This is a genomic window from Pseudomonas sp. GW821-FHT10B02, from assembly GCF_059415665.1.
On record NZ_JBWKNR010000013.1, the window covers coordinates 1 to 19433 of the forward strand.

Genomic DNA, 19433 nt, shown 5'->3' on the forward strand with positions numbered 1-19433 from the left:
GATACCCCGTAGCGACGCCGCAGCGAGGGGACCCGAAGCGCAGCGTAGGGCCCCTGGTGGGGCAAGCCCTTTGTGTTACTTTGGGCTGGGCCGGCACACCGGCGTTTGCCAAAGTAACCCGCCGTAAGGGCGGAAAGGTGATTCAGCGCCACCGCCGCAAACGGATCAGCTCAAAAACCTAAACGCCCCCCAAAAAAACGAACTACTTACGCAATCGCCGCCATCCCAACACCACCCCACTGACGCTGAGAATCAGCCCTCCAACACTGAAGACAATCATCCAGATATCCCAAACCGGCCGCCGCTGGAGCAACGGCAACCAGTCCCAGCTATGCAACAAGGCAAACAACCAGCGTGATACCCGCTTGGGTTGATCGAGCACACCAAGCATCTCCCCGGTGTACAGATCCAGATGCAACCAGGTCTGTTGCGGATCATCAAAGCGCACCCGCAACACCGGCAAACGCTTTTCCAGATGCCCGAGCATGCTCTGCTCAGCCCGTGCGTAATAGTAAAAGTCGTAGCTATCGAGTAGCTCACTGTGCATCCGCCCTTGCGGCAAAACCGCCTGCGCAGCGCGTTCCAGCACCTCCCTCGGCAAGCGGTTATGCACCTGCCCGTCGACCATCGACAGCACCCGGGTACGACCACCACCGTCATGCCCGATCAGATAACCCTCACCACCGACCAGACGCCACTCCAGCTCCCGCGCCACCAACCCTTCATCGGCAAACCGTGAAAGCGCCCGGGCCGCGGAAATCGGAAAGGCCTGGGCCTGCAACGGCCCGCCTTGATACGCCGCGGTGTCCAGTGGTGTTGAACTGCTGAAAATCCGCCAGGGATTCATCGACATCAAGCCACTGAAGATCCAGGTGATCGCCAGCACACCAAACAGCAAACCACCGATATGGTGCCAGCGGGCAAACCCCCGATAGGGCGAACGCGAGCCGCTGCGGTAGGGTTTGCTGATGCGCCAGCGCAGCACACCGATCACCGCCCCAAGCACCGCCATGAGCGTGGCCGTCAGCGACAGGTAGATCAGCAGATTGCTCCACCAGCCATCCACGCCGATGCCACGCAGCGGGTACAGCCAGTGCAGCCAGGCGCCGACCAGGTTCCAGCCGCGTTCCAGCGCGCGGGCATCGCGGACCACTGCGCCGGTTTGCCCCGAGATGTACAACAGGGTGCCGTCGGCATCGGCAAGCTGTACCCGCTGCAACGGCCGGTCGGCATCCAGCGCCCGGGAATGGCTCCAGAGGTCTTCCTGCACCGGCCCCCGATAAACCGCTGCTGCCAATGGATCGTACTGGCGAGCGGCGGCCAGGGCCCAATCGCGGTCGGAAAAGTTCACGCGCTGGCCGGTGCGGGCATCCACCGCGACATTGCTGCGGCCCGGATAGCTGAACAGGTAGCGCGGCTCACCGGCCACGGTGCTGAGGCGAATGCTGGCGGGGGCTCGCTGCGGATCGGCTGCGGCCAGCGCGACGCTCAGGTCGACGCAGCAGTCCTGCAGGCTGAGCACCGGCAGATGGCTCAGGTGCTCTCGCGGTGTCAGCTTGGGATAGCCGACATAGAGCATGACCACGCCCGAGAAAAACCACAGGGCCATGAACAGACACAGGCCGATGCCCAGCCAGCGGTGCCACAGGTACAGGTAACGTTTCATCGTCGGCGTCCTAGAAACGTGTCTGCACGGCCAGTTCCAGGGTCCGCGGCGCACCGAGGTAGAGCATGCTCGAACTGGTCCAGCGCGCGTACACCTCGTCGGTCAGGTTGCGCACCCGGGCGCTGATGCGGGTGTCGGCATCGACCTTGTAGCCAACGAAGGCACCGAAGACGGTGTAGGCCGGTGCATAACGGGTGTTGGCCGCATCGGCATACACCGATGACACGTAGCGGCTATCGCCGCCCACTTGCCAGCTGGGGTCGATGTCGTAGGTCAGCCACAGGTTGGCGACCCGCTCGGGGATGTTGGTCGGGGTATTGCCCTTGCGCGAGACGCTGGTGCCGCCGACGTTTTCATTGAACTCGTCGTACTGGGCATCGACATAGGCGAAGTTGCCCTCGGCCAGCAGTTGCGGGGTGACGCGCAGGGAGGCGGCCAGTTCGATGCCGCGTGATGATTGCTTGCCCACCGGCTGGGTGACGCCGGGGTTGGCCGGGTCGGCGGTGGCCAGGTTCTTGCGCTCGATGTGGTAGGCGGCAACAGTGGCAGCGCCACGGCCGTCGAGGAAGCTGAACTTGCTGCCCACCTCAACCTGTTTGCCGGTGCTCAGGTCAAAGTCGCGCACCTGGGCGAACGTTGCGGTGGTGAGGATGCCGGCGGGCGGGTCGGCGGCGGTGCTGTATTGCACGTAGACGTTGGCCGCCGGCGTCAGCTCGTAGACCAGGCCAACACGTCCGGTGGTGGGTTCGTAGATGCGCTTGAAGTCGCGCGGATTGTTGGCGTCGACAGTGCGATAGTTGTGAACCTGCAGGTCGATATGGTCGTGGCGCAGGCCGGTCAGCAGTGACAGGCGATCGGTCAGTTGCAGGCGGTTTTCAAGGAAGGCGGCCCAGGTGTCGACGGTGTTCTGGCGGTTCTTCTGGTAGCCCGGGACCATGCCTTTGAGGTCGTAGAAATGACCGGGCTCGAAGTTTGCCGGGTCGACGCTGTCGAACACCCCGGTGACCGAACGCGGATAGTTCATCTGCACGTTGTGGCTGTAGTCGACGCCGCTCGACCACTGGCTGTTCATGCCGAACAACTGGCCTTGGTGCAGCAGTTCGATACGGTTGCCGTTGAGCTCCTGGTCATGGCGCTGCAACAGCGCGTTGGAGCGTTTGACCTGACTGTTGTCGGCGTTGTAGGCGTAGGTCTCGAGGTTGCGGAAGTTTCGCTCGGTGTTGTAGTGGTAGAGCGTGTTGCGCAGCGAAGTGTCGTCGTTGAAGCGGTACTCGGTGATCGAGCGCAGCCAGCGCACGCGTTGTTCGTAGCGGCCGTCCTCGACGTTGTAGTTTTCGAAGCGGCGGCTTTCGTCGACCTTCATTTCGCCACCCAGCGGGTTGAGTACCGGGCTGCCCCAGTAGGGGCTGTCGACGCTTTCGTTCTGGTATTCCAGGGCCAGGGTGTGCGACAGCTGGTCGTTGATGTCGGTCAGCAGCGAGAAGGCCACACTCCAGGCGTCGCGTTCTTCACGGTCTACGTAGCCATTGCTGTGGGTGTGACTGAAGTCCAGGCGGGCATAGTTGCGGATGCCGTCGCCGTCATTGAGGGCATGGTTGAAACCGAACGAGGTTTCGCTGCTGTCGTAGGAACCGTACTTGATGCGGCCTTCGTTGAAGTTCTCGTCGCGGCTGGCCAGCTTGGTGATGTAGTTGATCGAGCCACCGACGGCGCCGGCGCCGAACAGAAAGCTTGAAGGCCCGCCGATGGCTTCGACGCGGTCATAGATCCAACTGTCCACCGGGCGCGCGGCAATCGAGTCGTACTGCACGCTGATGCCGTTGAACAGTTGGGTGATCTGCGCCCCGGAAAAACCGCGGTAGGCCACCGACCCTGCCGAGCCCGGTGGCGAGGCGGCGGTCATGCCCGGTACCCCGGCGAGCATGTCCTGGGTGGTTTGGGCGCCGCGTTGTTCGATCTGCTGGCGGTTGACGATATTGACCGATGCCGGGGTTTCCCGTGGGGTCAGGCCCAGGCGTGAGCCGGTCTGCGAGGGGGTATCGAGCAACACGCCGTCGTCGGCATCTGCGCGGCCATCGATGCGCAGGTCGGGCAGGGTCAGCGGCGCTTCGGCCGAGGCATTGAAGGACAGCGCGCACAGCAGCGCCGCGCAACCGGAAAAGCGATAGGAGTAGGGCATGGAGCAAACTCTGGAAATTGAGCCAGCGGCCAGCGGCGCCTGTCACACAGGTGCGGCAAAAAGGCCGGTTACCGGCAGCCACGCAGGCTGCCGCAGGGTTCAAGCCAGAAGCGGGGAGGCGCGAGGGTTGGCGGCGGGCCAGCAATAGCGCGGTGGCGCCTTGCTGCGCAGTTCGCGGTGATAGCGTCGGGTGCGGGTGGCAGCCAGCAGCCAGCCAATGACCAGCGCCAGGCCCAGACAAACCACGGCGGCGGCGCACACCGGACAGGTTTGCATGCTGTCCCAGCCAGAAACCGACTGGTCGCTGAAGTCACTTTTCAGCGTTGGCCCGGCGCTGCCCATGGCCGAACAATAGGCGCCGCCGATACCGTTGAGTTGCAGGCCGACCATCTGCCCGTGGCCGATACCGCAGGCGAACAGATTGAACAGGACGCTGAAGTACAGGGTCCAGGCAATCAGCGGGCGGTTGGCGGGAGAGGCGTTCATGGCCGCGACTTTATCACCGATCTCAGGGGGCTAGAAAGTCGAATCAGGCTTGCCCGTCACCGACACGCGAGGGCGGTGGATTGTACTGGGCAAAGCTCACATCATCGGTCTGGTCAACGCGCTTTTTCAGGCGCTCGTTGAAGGCGCGGTTGACCGCATATTGCCCGCCCGAGGTGGTACGGAACTGTGCGGTCAGGGTGATGCCATTGAGGTTCATGCTGTCGACCCCGAACACCTGCAAGGGCCCTTGCAGACTGTGGCGCAGCATCGGGTCTTCGCTGATCGAGTGGCCGACTTCGCGGATCAGCTTCAAGGCGCTGTCGATGTCGGTCTCATAGCTGAACTGCACTGAGAAAAAGGCATAGGCAAATTGCCGGGACTGGTTGGTGACCGCCTTGATCTGGCCGAATGGCACCGAGTGCACGAAGCCTTTAGCGTCGCGCAGGCGCAAGGTGCGGATGGTCAGGCTTTCGACGGTGCCGGCGTGACCGGAGTCGAGCACCACCCAGTCGCCGATGGCGATGGTGTCTTCGATGAGGATGAACAGCCCGGTGATCACGTCCTGCACCAGTTGCTGGGAGCCGAAGCCGATCGCCAGGCCAACCACCCCGGCACCGGCCAGCAACGGAGCCACGTTGATGCCCAGGTTGGCCATGGTGGTGATGGTGCAGATCACCACCAGGATGATCTTGATCGCGTTGCGCAGCATCGGCAGGATGGTCCGCACCCGCGTGCTGGGCTGGCGTGCCGCACGGCGTCCGACCGTGGGCTTGAGCGCCTCCTGGATAGCGGTGTCGATCACCACCCAGAGCAGCCAGGTCACCAGCAGGATCAGGCCGATGCTGCTCAACGAGTCGCTGATGGCGCGGCCGAGGCTGTTGCGCAGGGCGAAGTCGAGCACCGAAAAGCCCCAGATGCGCCCCAGCAGTACGATGAAGGCCACCGCGATGGCAATGCGCAGCAGCGCGCGGGCCAGGTTGCGCAACAGCTCCTTGTAGGGGCGCAGGCGCTGTCTGGCATCCTCTTGCTCCTGGTGTTTGAACATGTGCTGGAACACGGTGCTGAGAAACACCGTGCCGATCAGCAGGATCGAGGTCAGCAAGGCCTTTTGCAGAGCGCGCTGGCTCTCTTCGCCGGCGCCGATCAAGTGGATGGCCGAGACCAGGATCATCATCAGGATCGGCAGGAACCACAGGGCCGAGAAGATTCGCAGGGTTTCCTGCACGGCACGGTGCTGCAGGCGGTCGGGCAAGGCGCGGTTACGGATCAGGTGCGCCACCGGGCGGCGTAGCCTGAGCACCAGCACGGCAAACGCCAGGGTGGCCAGCAATCCGGTCACGGCAGCGACGCTGCTGGTGATGTTGCCGCCCAGGTGCCGGGCGATCTGCGGGCTGGTCAGGGCATCGCTCCAGGCGGCGAGAAAGCCGATCAGAAACAATGGTCGCGGCGCCACCCGGCGAATGATCCGCACTGCCGTGCGTTTATGCCCGGTGTCGAACAGGGTGATCAGGCAAAGGATGATCGAGGTCGAGAAAATACCGCTGCTGGTCGCGTAGGCCAGACTCATGCCCAGGGCACGACCGGCAGAGAGCACGAGGAAATGACTGACGTAGAGGGTGATGATCAGGCTGGCCAGGGCTGGCAGGGTGTAAACCAGCAGATATTTGACCACACGGCTGGGGCGTGGTCGCGCGCGTAGCAGACGTGAATGGCTGCTCTTGCCTGCCAGCAGGCGGCCGCCGTTGGTGAGCAGGGCAAAGGCGAGCAGCCAGGTGATCGTCAGCAGGGCGAAGTCGGTCCACAGTTCCAGGGAGCTGAGCCCTGAGGGCTGGCTGACCAGTTGATCGACTTCATCGGCGGCGCGATCGGCGCGCAGGCGCCAGTTATCGATCAGGTGGTTGTCGACATCCAGTTCCTGGCTGACGTCGTCCAGGCCATCGGCAATTGCGCCGAGCAGGCCGCCCTGAACCACAGGTTCGGCAGGCTCTGTCGACTTTGTCGCAGCGGGCAGCAAGGGGGCGGCGGTCGCCAGCTGGAGGCTCAGCAGACAACCGAGCAGGAGGGCGAACAGGGATCGGGTCACTGGATACTCCTTGAACCGTGGATGACGGAAAGGGTAGTCAATGAACGTGTAGAAGAGGGGAACTTGGGTGGATATGCACTTACTTGTGGGAGCCGGCCTTGCCGGCGATGAGATCGCTGCAGTGTCAGGGGGTGCGCGGCGTCTGCATCGCTGGCAAGGCCAGCTCCCACAGTCAACTAAGCGTTACTGCCCGGTGTAGATCTGGTCGAACACGCCACCGTCGTTGAAGTGGGTCTTCTGCACGGTGCGCCAGTCACCGAAGGTCTTCTCTACCGAGAGGAAATCGACTTTCGGGAAACGGTCGGTGTACTTGGCCAGTACCGCCGGATCACGCGGGCGCAGGTAGTTGTTGGCGGCAATTTCCTGGGCCTCTGGCGACCACAGGTATTTCAGGTATTCCTCGGCGGTTGCGCGGCTGCCTTTTTTCTCCACCACTTTGTCGACCACGCTCACCGGTGGCTCGGCTTCAGCGGAGACGCTCGGGTAGATCACCTCGAATTGATCGCGGCCGAACTCGCGGGCGATCATTTCTGCTTCGTTCTCGAAGGTTACCAGCACGTCGCCGATCTGGTTGGTCATGAAGGTGGTGGTGGCGGCACGGCCACCGGTATCGAGCACCGGCGCCTGTTTGAACAGCTTGCCGACAAAATCCTTGGCCTTGTTCTCGTCACCGCCGTTCTTCAGCACATAACCCCAGGCCGAGAGGTAGGTGTAGCGGCCGTTACCGGAGGTTTTCGGGTTCGGGACGATGACCTGGACGCCGTCCTTGAGCAGATCAGGCCAGTCTTTGAGGGCCTTGGGGTTGCCCTTGCGGACGATGAACACAGTAGCCGAGGTGAACGGTGCGCTGTTGTTCGGCAGGCGGGTGACCCAGTTGTCCGGTACCAGCTTGCCGTTGTCGGCCAGGGCATTGATGTCGGTGGCCATGTTCATGGTGATGACATCCGCGGGCAGACCATCGATCACCGAGCGCGCCTGCTTGCTCGAACCGCCGAAGGACATCTGTACAGTGATTTTCTCTTTGTGCTCGGCTTCCCAGTGCTTCTGGAAGGCGGCGTTGTAGTCCTTGTAGAAGTCGCGCATCACGTCATAGGAGACGTTCAGCAACGGTGCTGGCGCGGCGTGTGCCAACGAGCCGAGGGCCAGGCCGGCGGCCAGAAGCGAGGCACTGAAGAGTTTTTTCACTGCGCATTCCTTGTTCGAATTGGTGTTGAAGGCATCATGGCAGCGACTATAGCGGTTGGCCCTTTGGCACTAAAAAGATTAAAAAGTACTTTGCTTATTCCATTTTCTTGAAAAGCGCATTGCCACAGCGTGAACAGAAGGCTGCGCCGTGCTCATGGTGGCCTTTGCGGCACACCGGACAGTCGTGCTTGAGCTGTTCACCGCGCATGGCATTGGCCAGTTCAGCGGTGAAGATCCCGGTTGGCACGGCAATGATCGAGTAACCGGTGATCATCACCATCGAAGAAATCACCTGGCCAAGCGGGGTTTTCGGCACGATGTCGCCGAAGCCGACCGTGGTCAGGGTGACAATCGCCCAGTAGATCCCTTTGGGGATGCTGGTAAAGCCATGCTCGGGGCCTTCGACCACATACATCAGGGTGCCGAACACCGTTACCAGGGTCGAGACACTGACCAGAAAGACAATGATCTTCTGCTTGCTGCCGCGCAGTGCCTCGAGCAGGTAGTGCGCCTGCTTGAGATACGGGCTGAGCTTGAGCACACGAAAGATCCGCAACATGCGGATCACCCGGATGATCAGCAGGTACTGGGCGTCGCTGTAGTACAAGGCAATGATCCCCGGCACGATCGCCAGCAGATCGACCAGGCCGTAGAAGCTGAAGGCGTAGCGCAGCGGCTTGGGCGAGCAGTACAGGCGCACCAGGTACTCGGCGAGAAAGATCGCGGTAAAGCCCCACTCGATCATCGCCAGCAGCCCGGCGTAGTTCTGGTGGACCTCGTCGATGCTGTCCATGATCACAATGATCAGGCTGGCGAGGATGATCAGCAGCAGGATGCTGTCAAAGCGTCGGCCGGCGACGGTGTCGGTTTGAAAAACGATGACGTAGAGCCGCTCACGCCAGCTCGAAGGGGTATCCATGCTCAGCTCCATTTCATGATGGAGCTGAGCCTAGGGGCAGCGCCTCAGCTATGCAAGCGACCGGCACGGCGGGCAAGCGGCTGGCGCAGCAGGCGCTGGCCGATCAGCACCAGCCAGCAGGCGAAGATGAACGGTGCGGTCAGGCCGGGTACCGGCAGTTGCGCAACCAGCGGTTGCAGGATGATTGCCAGGATCATCGCCAGCAACGGCAGCCAGGGTTGTTTGCGGGTCTGGCTGAAGGCCAGGGCGGCGAGTGCGGCGTTGAAGCCGTAGAGGCCGGCATACGCAGCATTGGCTTCGCCGCCGAGCAGCGCGACGCTGCCGCCCAGCGCCGCGCCGAGCAATGCCCAGGCCGCGGCATAGCGGTTGGCGATCAACAGGCCGATGGCGATCAGCAGGCCGGCCAGCGGGTTGTCCAGCAGGAAGATCTGGCCCAGCCCGCGCGCCAGGGCATAGAGCGCGTTGGGCTCGATCGGAGTGGAGGCGCTGGCGCCAGGGTCATTGACTGCCAGCACGGCCCAGCCGATCAATACGAACGGTGCGGTGTAGGCCGGGAGCAGCAGGTTGGAGCTGGCGCGTTTGAGCCACTGGTGCACGAGCATGCTGCTCAGGCCACCGGCGGCGATGATCAGTGGCGGCAGAATCGCCGACCAGGGCAGGGCATAGCTGAGCAGCAGGCCGATCAGCACGCCGTTGTAGCTGTACAGGCCAGCCTGGCGGTCGGTGCGGTTGTAGCCGCGGCGCTGGGCGGTGAGCAGACCGGCAAGGGCACCGAGCAGAGCTCCGCCGACCAGATCGGGGGCAGTCAGGGTGATGGCCAGCAGGCACAACAGGCCGCACAGCGGATTGCGCTGCAGCAGGACCTGGCTGAAGCCGTTGAGCAAGGCCGTGGCCCAGTCCGGGCACGGGTTGACGAAATTCTTGGTGTACATGGGGGCAGTCTGGGTTGATGTGGAGTGGGGGAGCCTCTTTGGGCCGGGTTTTCCCACATGAGTGTGTGTTGGCCGCTCTGGCCTCATCGCCGGCAAGGCCGGCTCCCACAAGGTGCAGTGCCTGCAGTACCTGTGGGAGCTGGCTTTGCCAGCGATGGGGTTTACATCAGATCAAGGTTTCAATCCGCAGCGTGTTAGTCGATCCCGGCTTGCCAAAAGGCACACCGGCGGTGATCAACAGGGTATCGCCACGGCTGGCCATGCCTTGGGCCTGGGCGATTTCCAGCGCGGTGGAGCAGATTTCATCGACCTGACGCAGGCGATCATTGACCACCGAGTGCACACCCCAGGCCACACTCAGGCGACGGGCGGTGGACAGGTTGGGGGTCAGGTTGAGGATCGGTGCCCGTGGCCGCTCGCGTGCAGCACGCAGGGTCGAAGCCCCCGACTCGCTGTAGTTGACCAGCACCGCCACCGGCAGGATGCCGCTGATCCGGCGGATCGCGCAGCTGATCGCATCGGAGACGGTCGCTTCCGCCTTGGGACGGCCAACGTCGAGTTGCGCCTGATAGTCCGGGCCGTTTTCAACCTGGCGAATGATCTTGCTCATCATCTGCACGGCTTCGAGCGGGTAGTCACCGGAGGCGGTCTCGGCCGAGAGCATCACCGCATCGGCACCTTCGGCCACGGCGTTGGCCACGTCGGTGACTTCGGCGCGGGTCGGGGCGGGCGAGAAGCGCATCGATTCGAGCATCTGCGTGGCAACGACCACGGGTTTGCCCAGCTCGCGGCAGGTGTCGATGATGCTCTTCTGGATCTGCGGCACGCTTTCGGCGGGTACTTCCACGCCCAGGTCACCACGGGCAACCATGATCGCGTCGCTGAGTTCGGCAATCGCCCGCAGTTGGGTAACGGCCGACGGCTTCTCGATCTTGGCCATCAGGTAGGCGCGGTCACCGATCAGCTGGCGCGCTTCGACGATGTCTTCCGGACGCTGCACGAACGACAACGCTACCCAGTCGACACCCAGCTCCAGGCCGAAGGTCAGGTCGCGGCGATCCTTGGCGGTCAGCGGGCTCAAGTCCAGCACCGCTTGCGGCACGTTGACGCCTTTACGGTCGGACAGCTCGCCGCCGTTGAGCACTTCGGTCTCGATCGCGTCGCTGTGCTTGGCGGTCACCCGCAGGCGCAGCTTGCCGTCATCGAGCAGCAGGTCCATGCCCGGTTCCAGTGCGGCGATGATTTCCGGGTGCGGCAGGTTGACCCGCTCGGCCGTGCCAGGGGTGCTGTCGAGGTCCAGGCGCAGGGCCTGGCCACGTTGCAGCTGGACCTTGCCTTCAGCGAAACGGCCAACCCGCAGCTTCGGCCCTTGCAGGTCCATGAGGATCCCCAGCGGGTAGTTGAGCTGGCTCTCTACTTCGCGGATCCACTGGTAGCGCAGGGCGTGGTCTTCGTGTTCGCCGTGGCTGAAATTGAGGCGGAAGATGTTGACTCCGGACTCGACCAGCTGGCGGATGTCGTCGATACCCTTGATGGCAGGCCCGAGGGTCGCGAGGATTTTGACTTTTTTATCAGGCGTCATGGTTTGGCACTCTCAAGGATCAGAATGGCGCGAAAATCGTTGACGTTGGTCCGCGTCGGCTCGGTGACGATCAGGGCATCGAGCGCGGCGAAGTAGCCATAGCCATTGTTGTTGTCCAGTTCGTCGCTGGCCGACAGGCCCAGGGCCGCGGCACGGGCGTAGCTGTCCGGAGTCATCAGGGCACCGGCGTTGTCTTCCGAACCGTCGATGCCGTCGGTGTCACCGGCCAGGGCGTAGACCCCGGGCAAGCCCTTGAGGCTTTCGGTCAGGCTCAGCAGGAACTCAGCGTTGCGCCCGCCACGGCCATTGCCGCGCACGGTGACGGTGGTCTCGCCGCCGGAGAGGATCACGCAGGGCGGCGACAGCGGCTGGCCGTGCAGGACGATCTGCCGGGCGATGCCGGCGTGAACCTTGGCCACTTCCCGCGATTCGCCTTCCAGGTCGCCAAGAATCAGCGGGCTGAATCCGGCCTGGCGGGCTTTGACCGCTGCGGCTTCCAACGACTGCTGGGGACGGGCGATCAACTGGAAATGACTGCGGGCCAGCGCCGGGTCGTCGGCCTTGACGGTTTCCGACGCCGGGTTGTTCAGCCAGGCGGTGACTGCCGCCGGGGCTTCGATGTTGTAACGCTTGAGGATCGCCAGCGCTTCGGCCGAGGTGCTCGGGTCGGCTACGGTAGGGCCGGAGGCGATGACCGTGGCCAGGTCGCCGGGTACATCGGAAATCGCATAGGTGTAAACGGTGGCCGGCCAGCAGGCCTTGGCCAGACGCCCGCCCTTGATCGCCGAGAGGTGCTTGCGCACACAGTTCATCTCGCCGATGGTGGCGCCGGACTTGAGCAGGGCCTTGTTGATCTGTTGCTTGTCGGCCAGGGTCAGGCCTTCAGCCGGCAGGGCCAGCAGCGCAGAGCCGCCACCGGAAAGCAGGAAGATCACCCGATCGTCTTCATTCAGATCGCTGACCATCTCCAGCACGCGTTTGGCCACGGCCAGGCCGGCGGCATCGGGGACCGGGTGGGCGGCTTCGACCACTTCGATCTTCGAGCAGCTGGCGCCGTGACCGTAGCGGGTCACCACCAGGCCGGAAACCGGGCCTTGCCAGTTGCGTTCGACGACTTCGGCCATGGCGGCTGCGGCCTTGCCGGCGCCGATGACAATAACGCGACCGCTACGGTCGCTGGGCAGGTGTGCTTCAAGAACCTGGCGAGGGTGCGCGGCATCGATGGCCGTAGCGAACAGGTCGCGCAGAAAGTGTTGCGGATCGAGCGACATGGCAGGCTCCAATCTTATTGTTCTTCAAAATCGAAAACGCCCCTGGTTCTGCCTCCGTGCAGGCCGACCCAGGGGCGGTGGTGCTCTTTGTGCGGCAAGCCTCAAGAAAATGCGGATCGATGCGCGACCTGGATTTTCTTACGGCGTGAAGCTTGCAGCTTACTCGTCGCCGCGGATCGAGAAGTTGGCCATGTGCTCAAGGCCTTTGATCAACGCCGAGTGGTCCCAGTTGGCACCACCGATGGCCGCGCAGGTGCTGAACACTTGCTGGGCGTTGGAGGTGTTGGGCAGGTTGATGTTCAGCTCTTTGGCGCCTTGCAGGGCCAGGTTCAGGTCCTTCTGGTGCAGGCTGATGCGGAAGCCTGGATCGAAGGTGCCTTTGATCATGCGCTCGCCGTGCACTTCGAGGATCTTCGAAGAGGCGAAGCCGCCCATCAGCGCTTCACGTACCTTGGCCGGATCGGCACCGTTCTTGGCGGCGAACAGCAGCGCTTCGGCGACGGCCTGAATGTTCAGGGCAACGATAATCTGGTTGGCGACCTTGGCGGTCTGGCCATCGCCGTTACCACCGACGCGGGTGATGTTTTTGCCCATGGCCTGGAACAGCGGCAGGGTGCGTTCGAAAGCGTTCGGGCAACCACCGACCATGATGCTCAGGGTCGCGGCTTTGGCACCGACTTCACCGCCGGACACCGGCGCGTCGAGGTAGGCAGCGCCAGTGGCCTTGATTTTCTCGGCGAAGGCTTTGGTAGCGGTAGGGGAGATCGAGCTCATGTCGATCACTACCTTGTTTGGACCCACGCCCTGGGCAACGCCGTTTTCACCGAACAGGACCGCTTCGACCTGTGGGGTATCCGGCACCATGACGATGATGAATTCAGCTTCCTGGGCCACTTCTTTCGGGTTGGCCAGGGCCACGGCGCCAGCGGCGACCAGGTCGGCCGGGGCGGCATCGTGGTGAGTGGAGAGGAACAGGCTGTGACCGGCTTTTTGCAGGTTCTGCGCCATTGGGCGGCCCATGATGCCGGTGCCGATAAATCCGATTTTAGCCATGAGAGATGCCTCTTGTAATTGTTTGCAGGTCAGATCGCGTTATGGGATTTCAACCAGCCCAGGCCAGCTTCGGTGGTGGTCAGTGGCTTGTATTCACAGCCCACCCAGCCCTGGTAGCCGATGCGGTCCAGGTGTTCGAAGAGGAAGCGGTAGTTGATCTCGCCAGTACCCGGCTCGTTGCGGCCCGGGTTGTCGGCCAGCTGGATGTGGTTGATCTTGGCCAGGTTGCTTTCCATGGTGCGGGCAAGATCCCCTTCCATGATCTGCATGTGGTAGATGTCGTATTGCAGGAACAGGTTGCTGCTGCCGACTTCGGCCTGGATTTCCAGGGCCTGTTTGGTGTTGTTCAGGTAGAAGCCAGGAATGTCGCGGGTGTTGATCATTTCCATGACCAGCTTGATCCCGGCAGCTTGCAGCTTGTCGGCGGCGTACTTGAGGTTGTCGACGAAGGTCTTGCGCACGGTCGCGCAATCCGGACCTTGCGGACGGATACCGGCCAGGCAGTTGACCTGGGTGTTGCCCAGCACCTGGGCGTAGGCGATGGCCAGGTCGACACCGGCGCGGAACTGCTCGACGCGGGCCGGATCGCAGGCGATACCGCGATCACCTTTGGCCCAGTCGCCGGCCGGCAGGTTGAACAGCACCTGGGTCAGGCCGTGGGCGTCGAGCTGCTGCTTGATTTCAGCCGAGCTGTAATCGTACGGGAACAGGTATTCGACACCGCTGAAGCCGGCGTCGGCGGCAGCCTTGAAACGGGCGAGAAAGTCCTGCTCGGTGAACAGCATGGACAGGTTGGCGGCGAAACGTGGCATGGTTGTCTCCTTGCAAAAGTGGGCCCTGCGCATTACGCAGCAGGGCCGCTCTAGCGATCAGTCGAGCAGGGAAATCGCGGTTGGCGCGTCGTTGCCGACCAGGGCCAGGTCTTCGAATTCGTTGACCGCGTTGATTTCGGTGCCCATGGAAATGTTGGTCACGCGCTCGAGGATAACCTCGACCACCACCGGAACCCTGAACTCTTCAGCCAGTTTCTGCGCTTTGAGCAGGGCCGGGGCGATCTCGCCAGGCTCGGTAACGCGCAGGGCCTTGCAACCCAGGCCTTCGACCACGGCGACGTGATCGACGCCATAACCGTTGAGTTCCGGCGCGTTGACGTTCTCGAACGCCAGCTGCACACAGTAATCCATCTCGAAGCCACGCTGCGCCTGACGGATCAGACCCAGGTAGGAGTTGTTCACCAGTACGTGGACGTACGGCAGGTTGAACTGCGCGCCTACGGCCAGCTCTTCGATCATGAACTGGAAGTCATAGTCGCCCGACAGTGCTACTACCTTGCGGGTCGGGTCGGCCTTGACCACACCCAGGGCGGCAGGAATGGTCCAGCCCAGCGGGCCGGCCTGGCCACAGTTGATCCAGTGACGCGGCTTGTAGACGTGCAGGAACTGCGCGCCGGCGATCTGCGACAGACCGATGGTGCTGACGTAGCAGGTGTCCTTGCCGAACACCTGGTTCATTTCCTGGTACACGCGCTGCGGCTTGACCGGCACGTTGTCGAAATGGGTCTTGCGTTGCAGGCTCGATTTGCGCTGCTGGCAATCTTCCAGCCAGGCGCTGCGGTCCTTGAGCTTGCCGGCGGCTTTCCACTCGCGGGCCACTTCCAGGAACACATCCAGGGCAGCACCGGCGTCGGAAACGATACCCAGGTCAGGGGTGAACACCCGGCCGATCTGGGTCGGTTCGATATCGACGTGAATGAAGCGGCGGCCTTCGGTGTAGACGTCGACGGAACCGGTGTGACGGTTGGCCCAACGGTTACCGATACCCAGCACCACGTCAGACTTGAGCATGGTGGCGTTGCCATAGCGGTGCGAAGTCTGCAGACCGACCATGCCGACCATCAGCGGGTGATCGTCCGGGATGATGCCCCAGCCCATCAGGGTCGGGATCACCGGAATGCCGGTCAGTTCGGCGAATTCGACCAGTTTGTCACAGGCATCGGCGTTGATGATGCCACCACCGGCCACCAGCAGCGGACGCTCGGAAGAGTCGAGCATGGCCAGGGCTTTTTCGACCTGGATACGGTTGGCAGCAGGCTTTTGTACTGGCAGCGGCTGGTAGGCATCGATGTCGAATTCGATTTCGGCCATCTGCACGTCGAACGGCAGGTCGATCAGCACCGGGCCTGGACGGCCGGAGCGCATTTCATAGAAGGCTTTCTGGAACGCATAAGGCACCTGGCCTGGTTCCAGAACGGTGGTCGCCCACTTGGTCACCGGCTTGACGATGCTGGTGATGTCGACGGCCTGGAAATCTTCCTTGTGCATACGGGCACGCGGCGCTTGGCCGGTGATGCACAGGATCGGGATGGAGTCGGCCGAGGCGCTGTACAGGCCGGTGACCATGTCAGTGCCGGCAGGGCCGGAGGTGCCGATGCACACGCCGATGTTGCCGGCTTTGGTGCGGGTGTAGCCCTCGGCCATGTGCGAGGCGCCTTCAACGTGACGAGCGAGGACGTGATCGATACCGCCGACTTTCTTCAGGGCCGAGTACAGCGGGTTGATTGCAGCACCCGGAATACCAAACGCGGTTTCAACACCTTCGCGGCGCATCACCAGAACGGCTGCATCAATTGCTCTCATTTTGCTCATGGTTTTGTGCCTCTTTGATTTTGTAATTGTATACAAATGGCTTTTCGTCAGAGTGTATTCACGCCAGGCGACTCTGGTCAATCCATTTTCATCGGCGATGGGTGCTTTCGTCAGGAAGGCCATAAAAAAGGCGTTTCGTCAGAATTGGGTTATCGCTCTCGAATTATTGTATACAAAAATATTCGCCATTGTGTTCTATTTGTTCTATTGCTTTCACACCTGCCCTCAGGGCTTCTAACAACAAGAGGACCTTTCCATGACCACATTGACCCTGAAAGTCGCCGTCAGCCTGGTGAACGCCGCGCTGGCCGCAGGCCGCAAGATCTCCGCCGCGCCCCTGACGGTGGCGGTGCTTGATGCTGGCGGCCATCTGTTGACCCTGCAGCGCGAAGACGGCGCCAGCCTGTTACGCCCGCAAGTGGCGATGGGCAAGGCCTGGGGCGCGATTGCCCTGGGCAAGGGCTCGCGCCTGATTGCCCTGGATGCACAACAACGCCCGGCGTTTTTCGCCGCGCTCAATGGTCTGGGGCAGAGCCCGGTGGTGCCGGCGCCAGGTGGCGTGCTGATTCGTAATCAGCAGGGCGTGGTGGTGGGGGCGATCGGTATCAGTGGCGATACCTCGGATATCGATGAGCAGTGCGCGATCAGTGCGATCGAAGAGGCGGGATTGACGGCGGATGCCGGTGTAGCAGCCTGAGGTCTTTTGCGGCTGCATTGCAGCCCTTCGCTGGCAAGGCCAGCTCCCACAGATTCAGCATTGACTCAAATACTGTGGGAGCCGGCCTTGCCGGCGATAGCGTTGCTGCGGACTAAGCGTCCGGCTCACAGCCCTTGAGCACCAGACGAATGATGGTCTGCGTCGCCGCCTCATAGTCGCTGTCTTCCAGCTTGGCCTTACCGGTAACCACCGAGATCTGCCAGTCGAAATCAGCGTAGGTCTGGGTCGCCGCCCAGATGCTGAACATCAGGTGATGCGGGTCGACCTTGGCAATCTGGCCACGGTCGATCCACGCCTGGATGCATTCGATGTTGTGCCGGGCCTGCTCGTTGAGCTGTTCGACCTGGCTCGGGCTCAGGTGCGGGGCACCGTGCATGATCTCGCTGGCGAACACTTTGGAAGCAAACGGCAGGTCGCGGGAAATCCGTACCTTGGAGCGGATGTAGGCGCTCAATACTTCTTTCGGATCACCGTCGGCATTGAACGGCGTAGACGCCTGCATGATCGGCTCGATGATGCTTTCCAGGACCTCGCGGTAGAGGTTTTCCTTGGACTTGAAGTAGTAGTACACGTTCGGCTTGGGCAGCCCGGCCTTGGCCGCGATGTCGCTGGTCTTGGTGGCGGCGAAGCCCTTGTCGGCGAACTCTTCACTGGCCGCGCGCAGGATCAGTTCTTTGTTGCGCTCGCGAATGCTGCTCATGGTTGACGCTAATCCTCGGGCCTGAAAGGGCGGTTGCGCATGGTAGCACCGCGTTTGCAAAGGGCTCAAGGTGGCGACTTTGGGCTAGACTGAGCACCTCTCAACCCGCTGGAATCAGGCAAACATGGCAGGAAGCAGTCTTCTGGTATTGATCGACGATATCGCCACGCTACTCGACGATGTCTCGGTAATGACCAAGGTCGCGGCGAAAAAGACCGCAGGGGTGCTGGGCGACGACCTGGCGCTCAATGCCCAGCAGGTCACCGGCGTGCGTGCCGAGCGGGAAATCCCGGTGGTCTGGGCGGTGGCCAAGGGCTCGTTCGTCAACAAGCTGATCCTGGTGCCGGCAGCGCTGTTGATCAGTGCGTTCATCCCCTGGGCGGTAACGCCGCTGCTGATGATCGGTGGCGCTTTTCTGTGCTTTGAAGGCTTCGAAAAACTTGCCCACAAGTTCCTCCACAGCAAGGCGCAAGACCAGGCCGAGCACGCAGCGTTAGTCGAAGCGGTAGCGGACCCTGACGTCGATCTGGTGGCCTTCGAGCAAACCAAGATCAAGGGCGCGATTCGCACCGACTTCATTCTCTCGGCAGAGATCATTGCAATCACCCTGGGCACCGTTGCTGCTGCGCCGCTGAGCCAGCAGATCATCGTGCTCTCGGGCATCGCCATTGTCATGACCATCGGCGTGTATGGCCTGGTTGCCGGTATCGTCAAACTCGATGACCTGGGATTGTGGCTGACCCAGAAGGCGTCGCGTGCGGCACAGGTGCTGGGCAACGGCATCCTGCGTGCGGCGCCGTACATGATGAAGAGCCTGTCGGTAATTGGTACCGCGGCGATGTTCCTGGTCGGTGGCGGAATTCTGGTGCATGGCGTGGCGCCGCTGCATCACGCCATCGAAGCCTTCAGCGAAGGGCGGGGCGGGGCGTTGACCGGGGCCTTGCTCAATGGCGGGGTGGGGATTGTTGCGGGTGCGGCAGTTTTGGCGGTGGTGGCTGTTGTTGGCAAAATCTGGCGAGCCGTGAAGGGCTGATGGCCTCATCGCGGGGCAAGCCCGCTCCTACCAGGTAGGAGCGGGCTTGCCCCGCGATCGCTTCAATCAGAAGTGATACTTGAGCAGGAAGCTCGCCGTGTTCTGATCGGTATCAAACGCGTCGCTGTCCTTGATCCCGTACTTGTTCTTCCAGTAGTCGTATTCGAAACCGACATACAGCTGCTTGTCGCCCCAGTTCAGCGCCTTGCCCAGGTCATATTTGACCTGCGGGTTGAAGTGCAGGTTGGCGTGGTAGGTGCCACGGCGGCTGGTGGCGTCGTTATCCACAACCCAGTCCATGAAACCATCGATGAGAATGTCGGACTTGCCCACAGGAATGGTGTAGGACCAGACCGGGGTGATCTGCCAGACGTTGTCACCGGCACGACTGCCTTCGGTGTGACGCTGGTAGAAGTTCAGCTGGAAGTAGTCGAAGCCCGGGATTGCCAGGTCGAAACCAGGACCGATCAGGTAGGACTCGGTATCGCCCTCACCAAACTCGTAGGTCATGGCCAGCAGCACGTCCTTGATCGGGCCGAACTCCAGCTTCTGGTCGAAGATCTTGCCGAACGACAGGCGCGGTTGAATCTCGCCGTAGTAGGTGTTCGGACCGTTGTTGAAGTCCTTGTCACCGTTGTAGAAGATCTTGTCGACGAAGATGAAGTTGTCGCCGTACTTCCACGCATCGGCGTGCTCGAAGGTCACGGTCTGCTGGATTTCCGGGTTGACCGCAAAGTTCTTGCCCCACAGGTAGGTCAGGCTGTTGTTCTGCCATTGCAGCAGATCACCGGCGGTAGCGGCCGTGCTGGCCGCCAGCAGGCCGCCGGCGAGGATCAGGCTATTGGTCATGCGCATCGCTGTGTTGCTCCCTTGATTGAATCTGTTGTCGGTGCTCTGAGCGGCACCGTTGAGTTCAAATACTTGTCTTTTGAGTCAGTTTTTTTCGATTGGCCACAACAATTTGGCAAGTGCTGCGCCAAC

General features: G+C 62.1%; 16 protein-coding genes. 2 read left to right on the forward strand and 14 right to left on the reverse strand.

Annotated features, from left to right (window positions below; genetic code table 11):
* Positions 1-202: 202 nt before the first annotated feature.
* From AC07OF_RS19235 to gcl, 12 genes are all read right to left on the reverse strand, one after another.
* Complete coding sequence (locus AC07OF_RS19235; protein ID WP_495073337.1) at positions 203-1666, reverse strand: PepSY domain-containing protein; 1464 nt, start codon at positions 1664-1666, stop codon at positions 203-205.
* A 10-nt stretch (positions 1667-1676) separates the two neighbouring features.
* On the reverse strand, positions 1677-3845 hold the full coding sequence (locus AC07OF_RS19240) for a TonB-dependent receptor (RefSeq protein ID WP_157193448.1): 2169 nt from the start codon (positions 3843-3845) through the stop codon (positions 1677-1679).
* A gap of 99 nt (positions 3846-3944) precedes the next feature.
* Positions 3945-4331: a DUF2946 domain-containing protein gene (locus tag AC07OF_RS19245; RefSeq protein WP_157193447.1), complete on the reverse strand. Its 387-nt coding sequence runs from the start codon at positions 4329-4331 to the stop codon at positions 3945-3947.
* A gap of 43 nt (positions 4332-4374) precedes the next feature.
* A complete protein-coding gene (locus tag AC07OF_RS19250; RefSeq protein WP_157193446.1) occupies positions 4375-6414 on the reverse strand; it encodes a mechanosensitive ion channel family protein in 2040 nt (679 codons plus the stop codon).
* Between the two features lie 183 nt (positions 6415-6597).
* A complete protein-coding gene (locus AC07OF_RS19255; RefSeq protein ID WP_157193445.1) occupies positions 6598-7599 on the reverse strand; it encodes a sulfate ABC transporter substrate-binding protein in 1002 nt (333 codons plus the stop codon).
* 94 nt (positions 7600-7693) lie between these two features.
* Entirely contained in the window at positions 7694-8518 is an 825-nt protein-coding gene (locus AC07OF_RS19260; RefSeq protein ID WP_157193444.1) for an ion transporter, read from the reverse strand.
* A gap of 44 nt (positions 8519-8562) precedes the next feature.
* Positions 8563-9450: an urea transporter gene (locus AC07OF_RS19265; protein ID WP_157193443.1), complete on the reverse strand. Its 888-nt coding sequence runs from the start codon at positions 9448-9450 to the stop codon at positions 8563-8565.
* Between the two features lie 166 nt (positions 9451-9616).
* Entirely contained in the window at positions 9617-11032 is a 1416-nt protein-coding gene (gene pyk, locus AC07OF_RS19270; RefSeq protein ID WP_157193442.1) for a pyruvate kinase, read from the reverse strand.
* A complete protein-coding gene (locus tag AC07OF_RS19275; RefSeq protein ID WP_038613259.1) occupies positions 11029-12303 on the reverse strand; it encodes a glycerate kinase type-2 family protein in 1275 nt (424 codons plus the stop codon). Before AC07OF_RS19275 ends, pyk begins: the two co-directional genes overlap by 4 nt.
* 159 nt (positions 12304-12462) lie before the next feature.
* Positions 12463-13356 carry a 2-hydroxy-3-oxopropionate reductase gene (locus AC07OF_RS19280; RefSeq protein WP_157193441.1) on the reverse strand — a complete coding sequence of 298 codons (894 nt, stop codon included), beginning with the start codon at positions 13354-13356 and terminating at the stop codon, positions 12463-12465.
* A 29-nt stretch (positions 13357-13385) separates the two neighbouring features.
* The gene (gene hyi, locus AC07OF_RS19285; protein WP_157193440.1) at positions 13386-14168 is read right to left on the reverse strand and encodes a hydroxypyruvate isomerase; all 783 of its coding nucleotides are present in this window, start codon (positions 14166-14168) and stop codon (positions 13386-13388) included.
* 57 nt (positions 14169-14225) lie between these two features.
* Complete coding sequence (gcl, locus tag AC07OF_RS19290) at positions 14226-16001, reverse strand: glyoxylate carboligase (RefSeq protein ID WP_191832667.1); 1776 nt, start codon at positions 15999-16001, stop codon at positions 14226-14228.
* Between the two features lie 256 nt (positions 16002-16257).
* On the opposite strand from gcl, the gene AC07OF_RS19295 reads away from it, so the two are divergent.
* Positions 16258-16698, forward strand: coding sequence for a GlcG/HbpS family heme-binding protein (locus AC07OF_RS19295; protein ID WP_157193438.1), 441 nt, complete (start codon positions 16258-16260; stop codon positions 16696-16698).
* A 112-nt stretch (positions 16699-16810) separates the two neighbouring features.
* Here the strand turns inward: AC07OF_RS19295 and AC07OF_RS19300 are convergent, their stop codons facing one another.
* The gene (locus tag AC07OF_RS19300; RefSeq protein WP_038613246.1) at positions 16811-17419 is read right to left on the reverse strand and encodes a TetR/AcrR family transcriptional regulator; all 609 of its coding nucleotides are present in this window, start codon (positions 17417-17419) and stop codon (positions 16811-16813) included.
* A gap of 124 nt (positions 17420-17543) precedes the next feature.
* Here AC07OF_RS19300 and AC07OF_RS19305 point away from each other — a divergent pair, with 124 nt between their 5' ends.
* Positions 17544-18452 (forward strand): DUF808 domain-containing protein, encoded by a 909-nt coding sequence (locus AC07OF_RS19305; protein WP_495073338.1) that lies wholly within the window; start codon positions 17544-17546, stop codon positions 18450-18452.
* 66 nt (positions 18453-18518) lie between these two features.
* Here AC07OF_RS19305 and AC07OF_RS19310 read toward each other — a convergent pair whose 3' ends face one another.
* Positions 18519-19307 carry an outer membrane protein OmpK gene (locus AC07OF_RS19310; RefSeq protein ID WP_157193436.1) on the reverse strand — a complete coding sequence of 263 codons (789 nt, stop codon included), beginning with the start codon at positions 19305-19307 and terminating at the stop codon, positions 18519-18521.
* Positions 19308-19433 lie beyond the last annotated feature (126 nt).

What these genes read in the sequence shown, in the direction of transcription:
- AC07OF_RS19235 (WP_495073337.1), bottom strand. Translation starts at nt 1,666, where the DNA reads ATGAAACGTTACCTGTACCTGTGGCACCGCTGGCTGGGCATCGGCCTG.
- AC07OF_RS19240 (WP_157193448.1), bottom strand. Translation starts at nt 3,845, where the DNA reads ATGCCCTACTCCTATCGCTTTTCCGGTTGCGCGGCGCTGCTGTGCGCG.
- AC07OF_RS19245 (WP_157193447.1), bottom strand. Translation starts at nt 4,331, where the DNA reads ATGAACGCCTCTCCCGCCAACCGCCCGCTGATTGCCTGGACCCTGTAC.
- AC07OF_RS19260 (WP_157193444.1), bottom strand. Translation starts at nt 8,518, where the DNA reads ATGGATACCCCTTCGAGCTGGCGTGAGCGGCTCTACGTCATCGTTTTT.
- AC07OF_RS19265 (WP_157193443.1), bottom strand. Translation starts at nt 9,450, where the DNA reads ATGTACACCAAGAATTTCGTCAACCCGTGCCCGGACTGGGCCACGGCC.
- pyk (WP_157193442.1), bottom strand. Translation starts at nt 11,032, where the DNA reads ATGACGCCTGATAAAAAAGTCAAAATCCTCGCGACCCTCGGGCCTGCC.
- AC07OF_RS19275 (WP_038613259.1), bottom strand. Translation starts at nt 12,303, where the DNA reads ATGTCGCTCGATCCGCAACACTTTCTGCGCGACCTGTTCGCTACGGCC.
- AC07OF_RS19280 (WP_157193441.1), bottom strand. Translation starts at nt 13,356, where the DNA reads ATGGCTAAAATCGGATTTATCGGCACCGGCATCATGGGCCGCCCAATG.
- hyi (WP_157193440.1), bottom strand. Translation starts at nt 14,168, where the DNA reads ATGCCACGTTTCGCCGCCAACCTGTCCATGCTGTTCACCGAGCAGGAC.
- gcl (WP_191832667.1), bottom strand. Translation starts at nt 16,001, where the DNA reads ATGAGCAAAATGAGAGCAATTGATGCAGCCGTTCTGGTGATGCGCCGC.
- AC07OF_RS19295 (WP_157193438.1), top strand. Translation starts at nt 16,258, where the DNA reads ATGACCACATTGACCCTGAAAGTCGCCGTCAGCCTGGTGAACGCCGCG.
- AC07OF_RS19300 (WP_038613246.1), bottom strand. Translation starts at nt 17,419, where the DNA reads ATGAGCAGCATTCGCGAGCGCAACAAAGAACTGATCCTGCGCGCGGCC.
- AC07OF_RS19305 (WP_495073338.1), top strand. Translation starts at nt 17,544, where the DNA reads ATGGCAGGAAGCAGTCTTCTGGTATTGATCGACGATATCGCCACGCTA.
- AC07OF_RS19310 (WP_157193436.1), bottom strand. Translation starts at nt 19,307, where the DNA reads ATGCGCATGACCAATAGCCTGATCCTCGCCGGCGGCCTGCTGGCGGCC.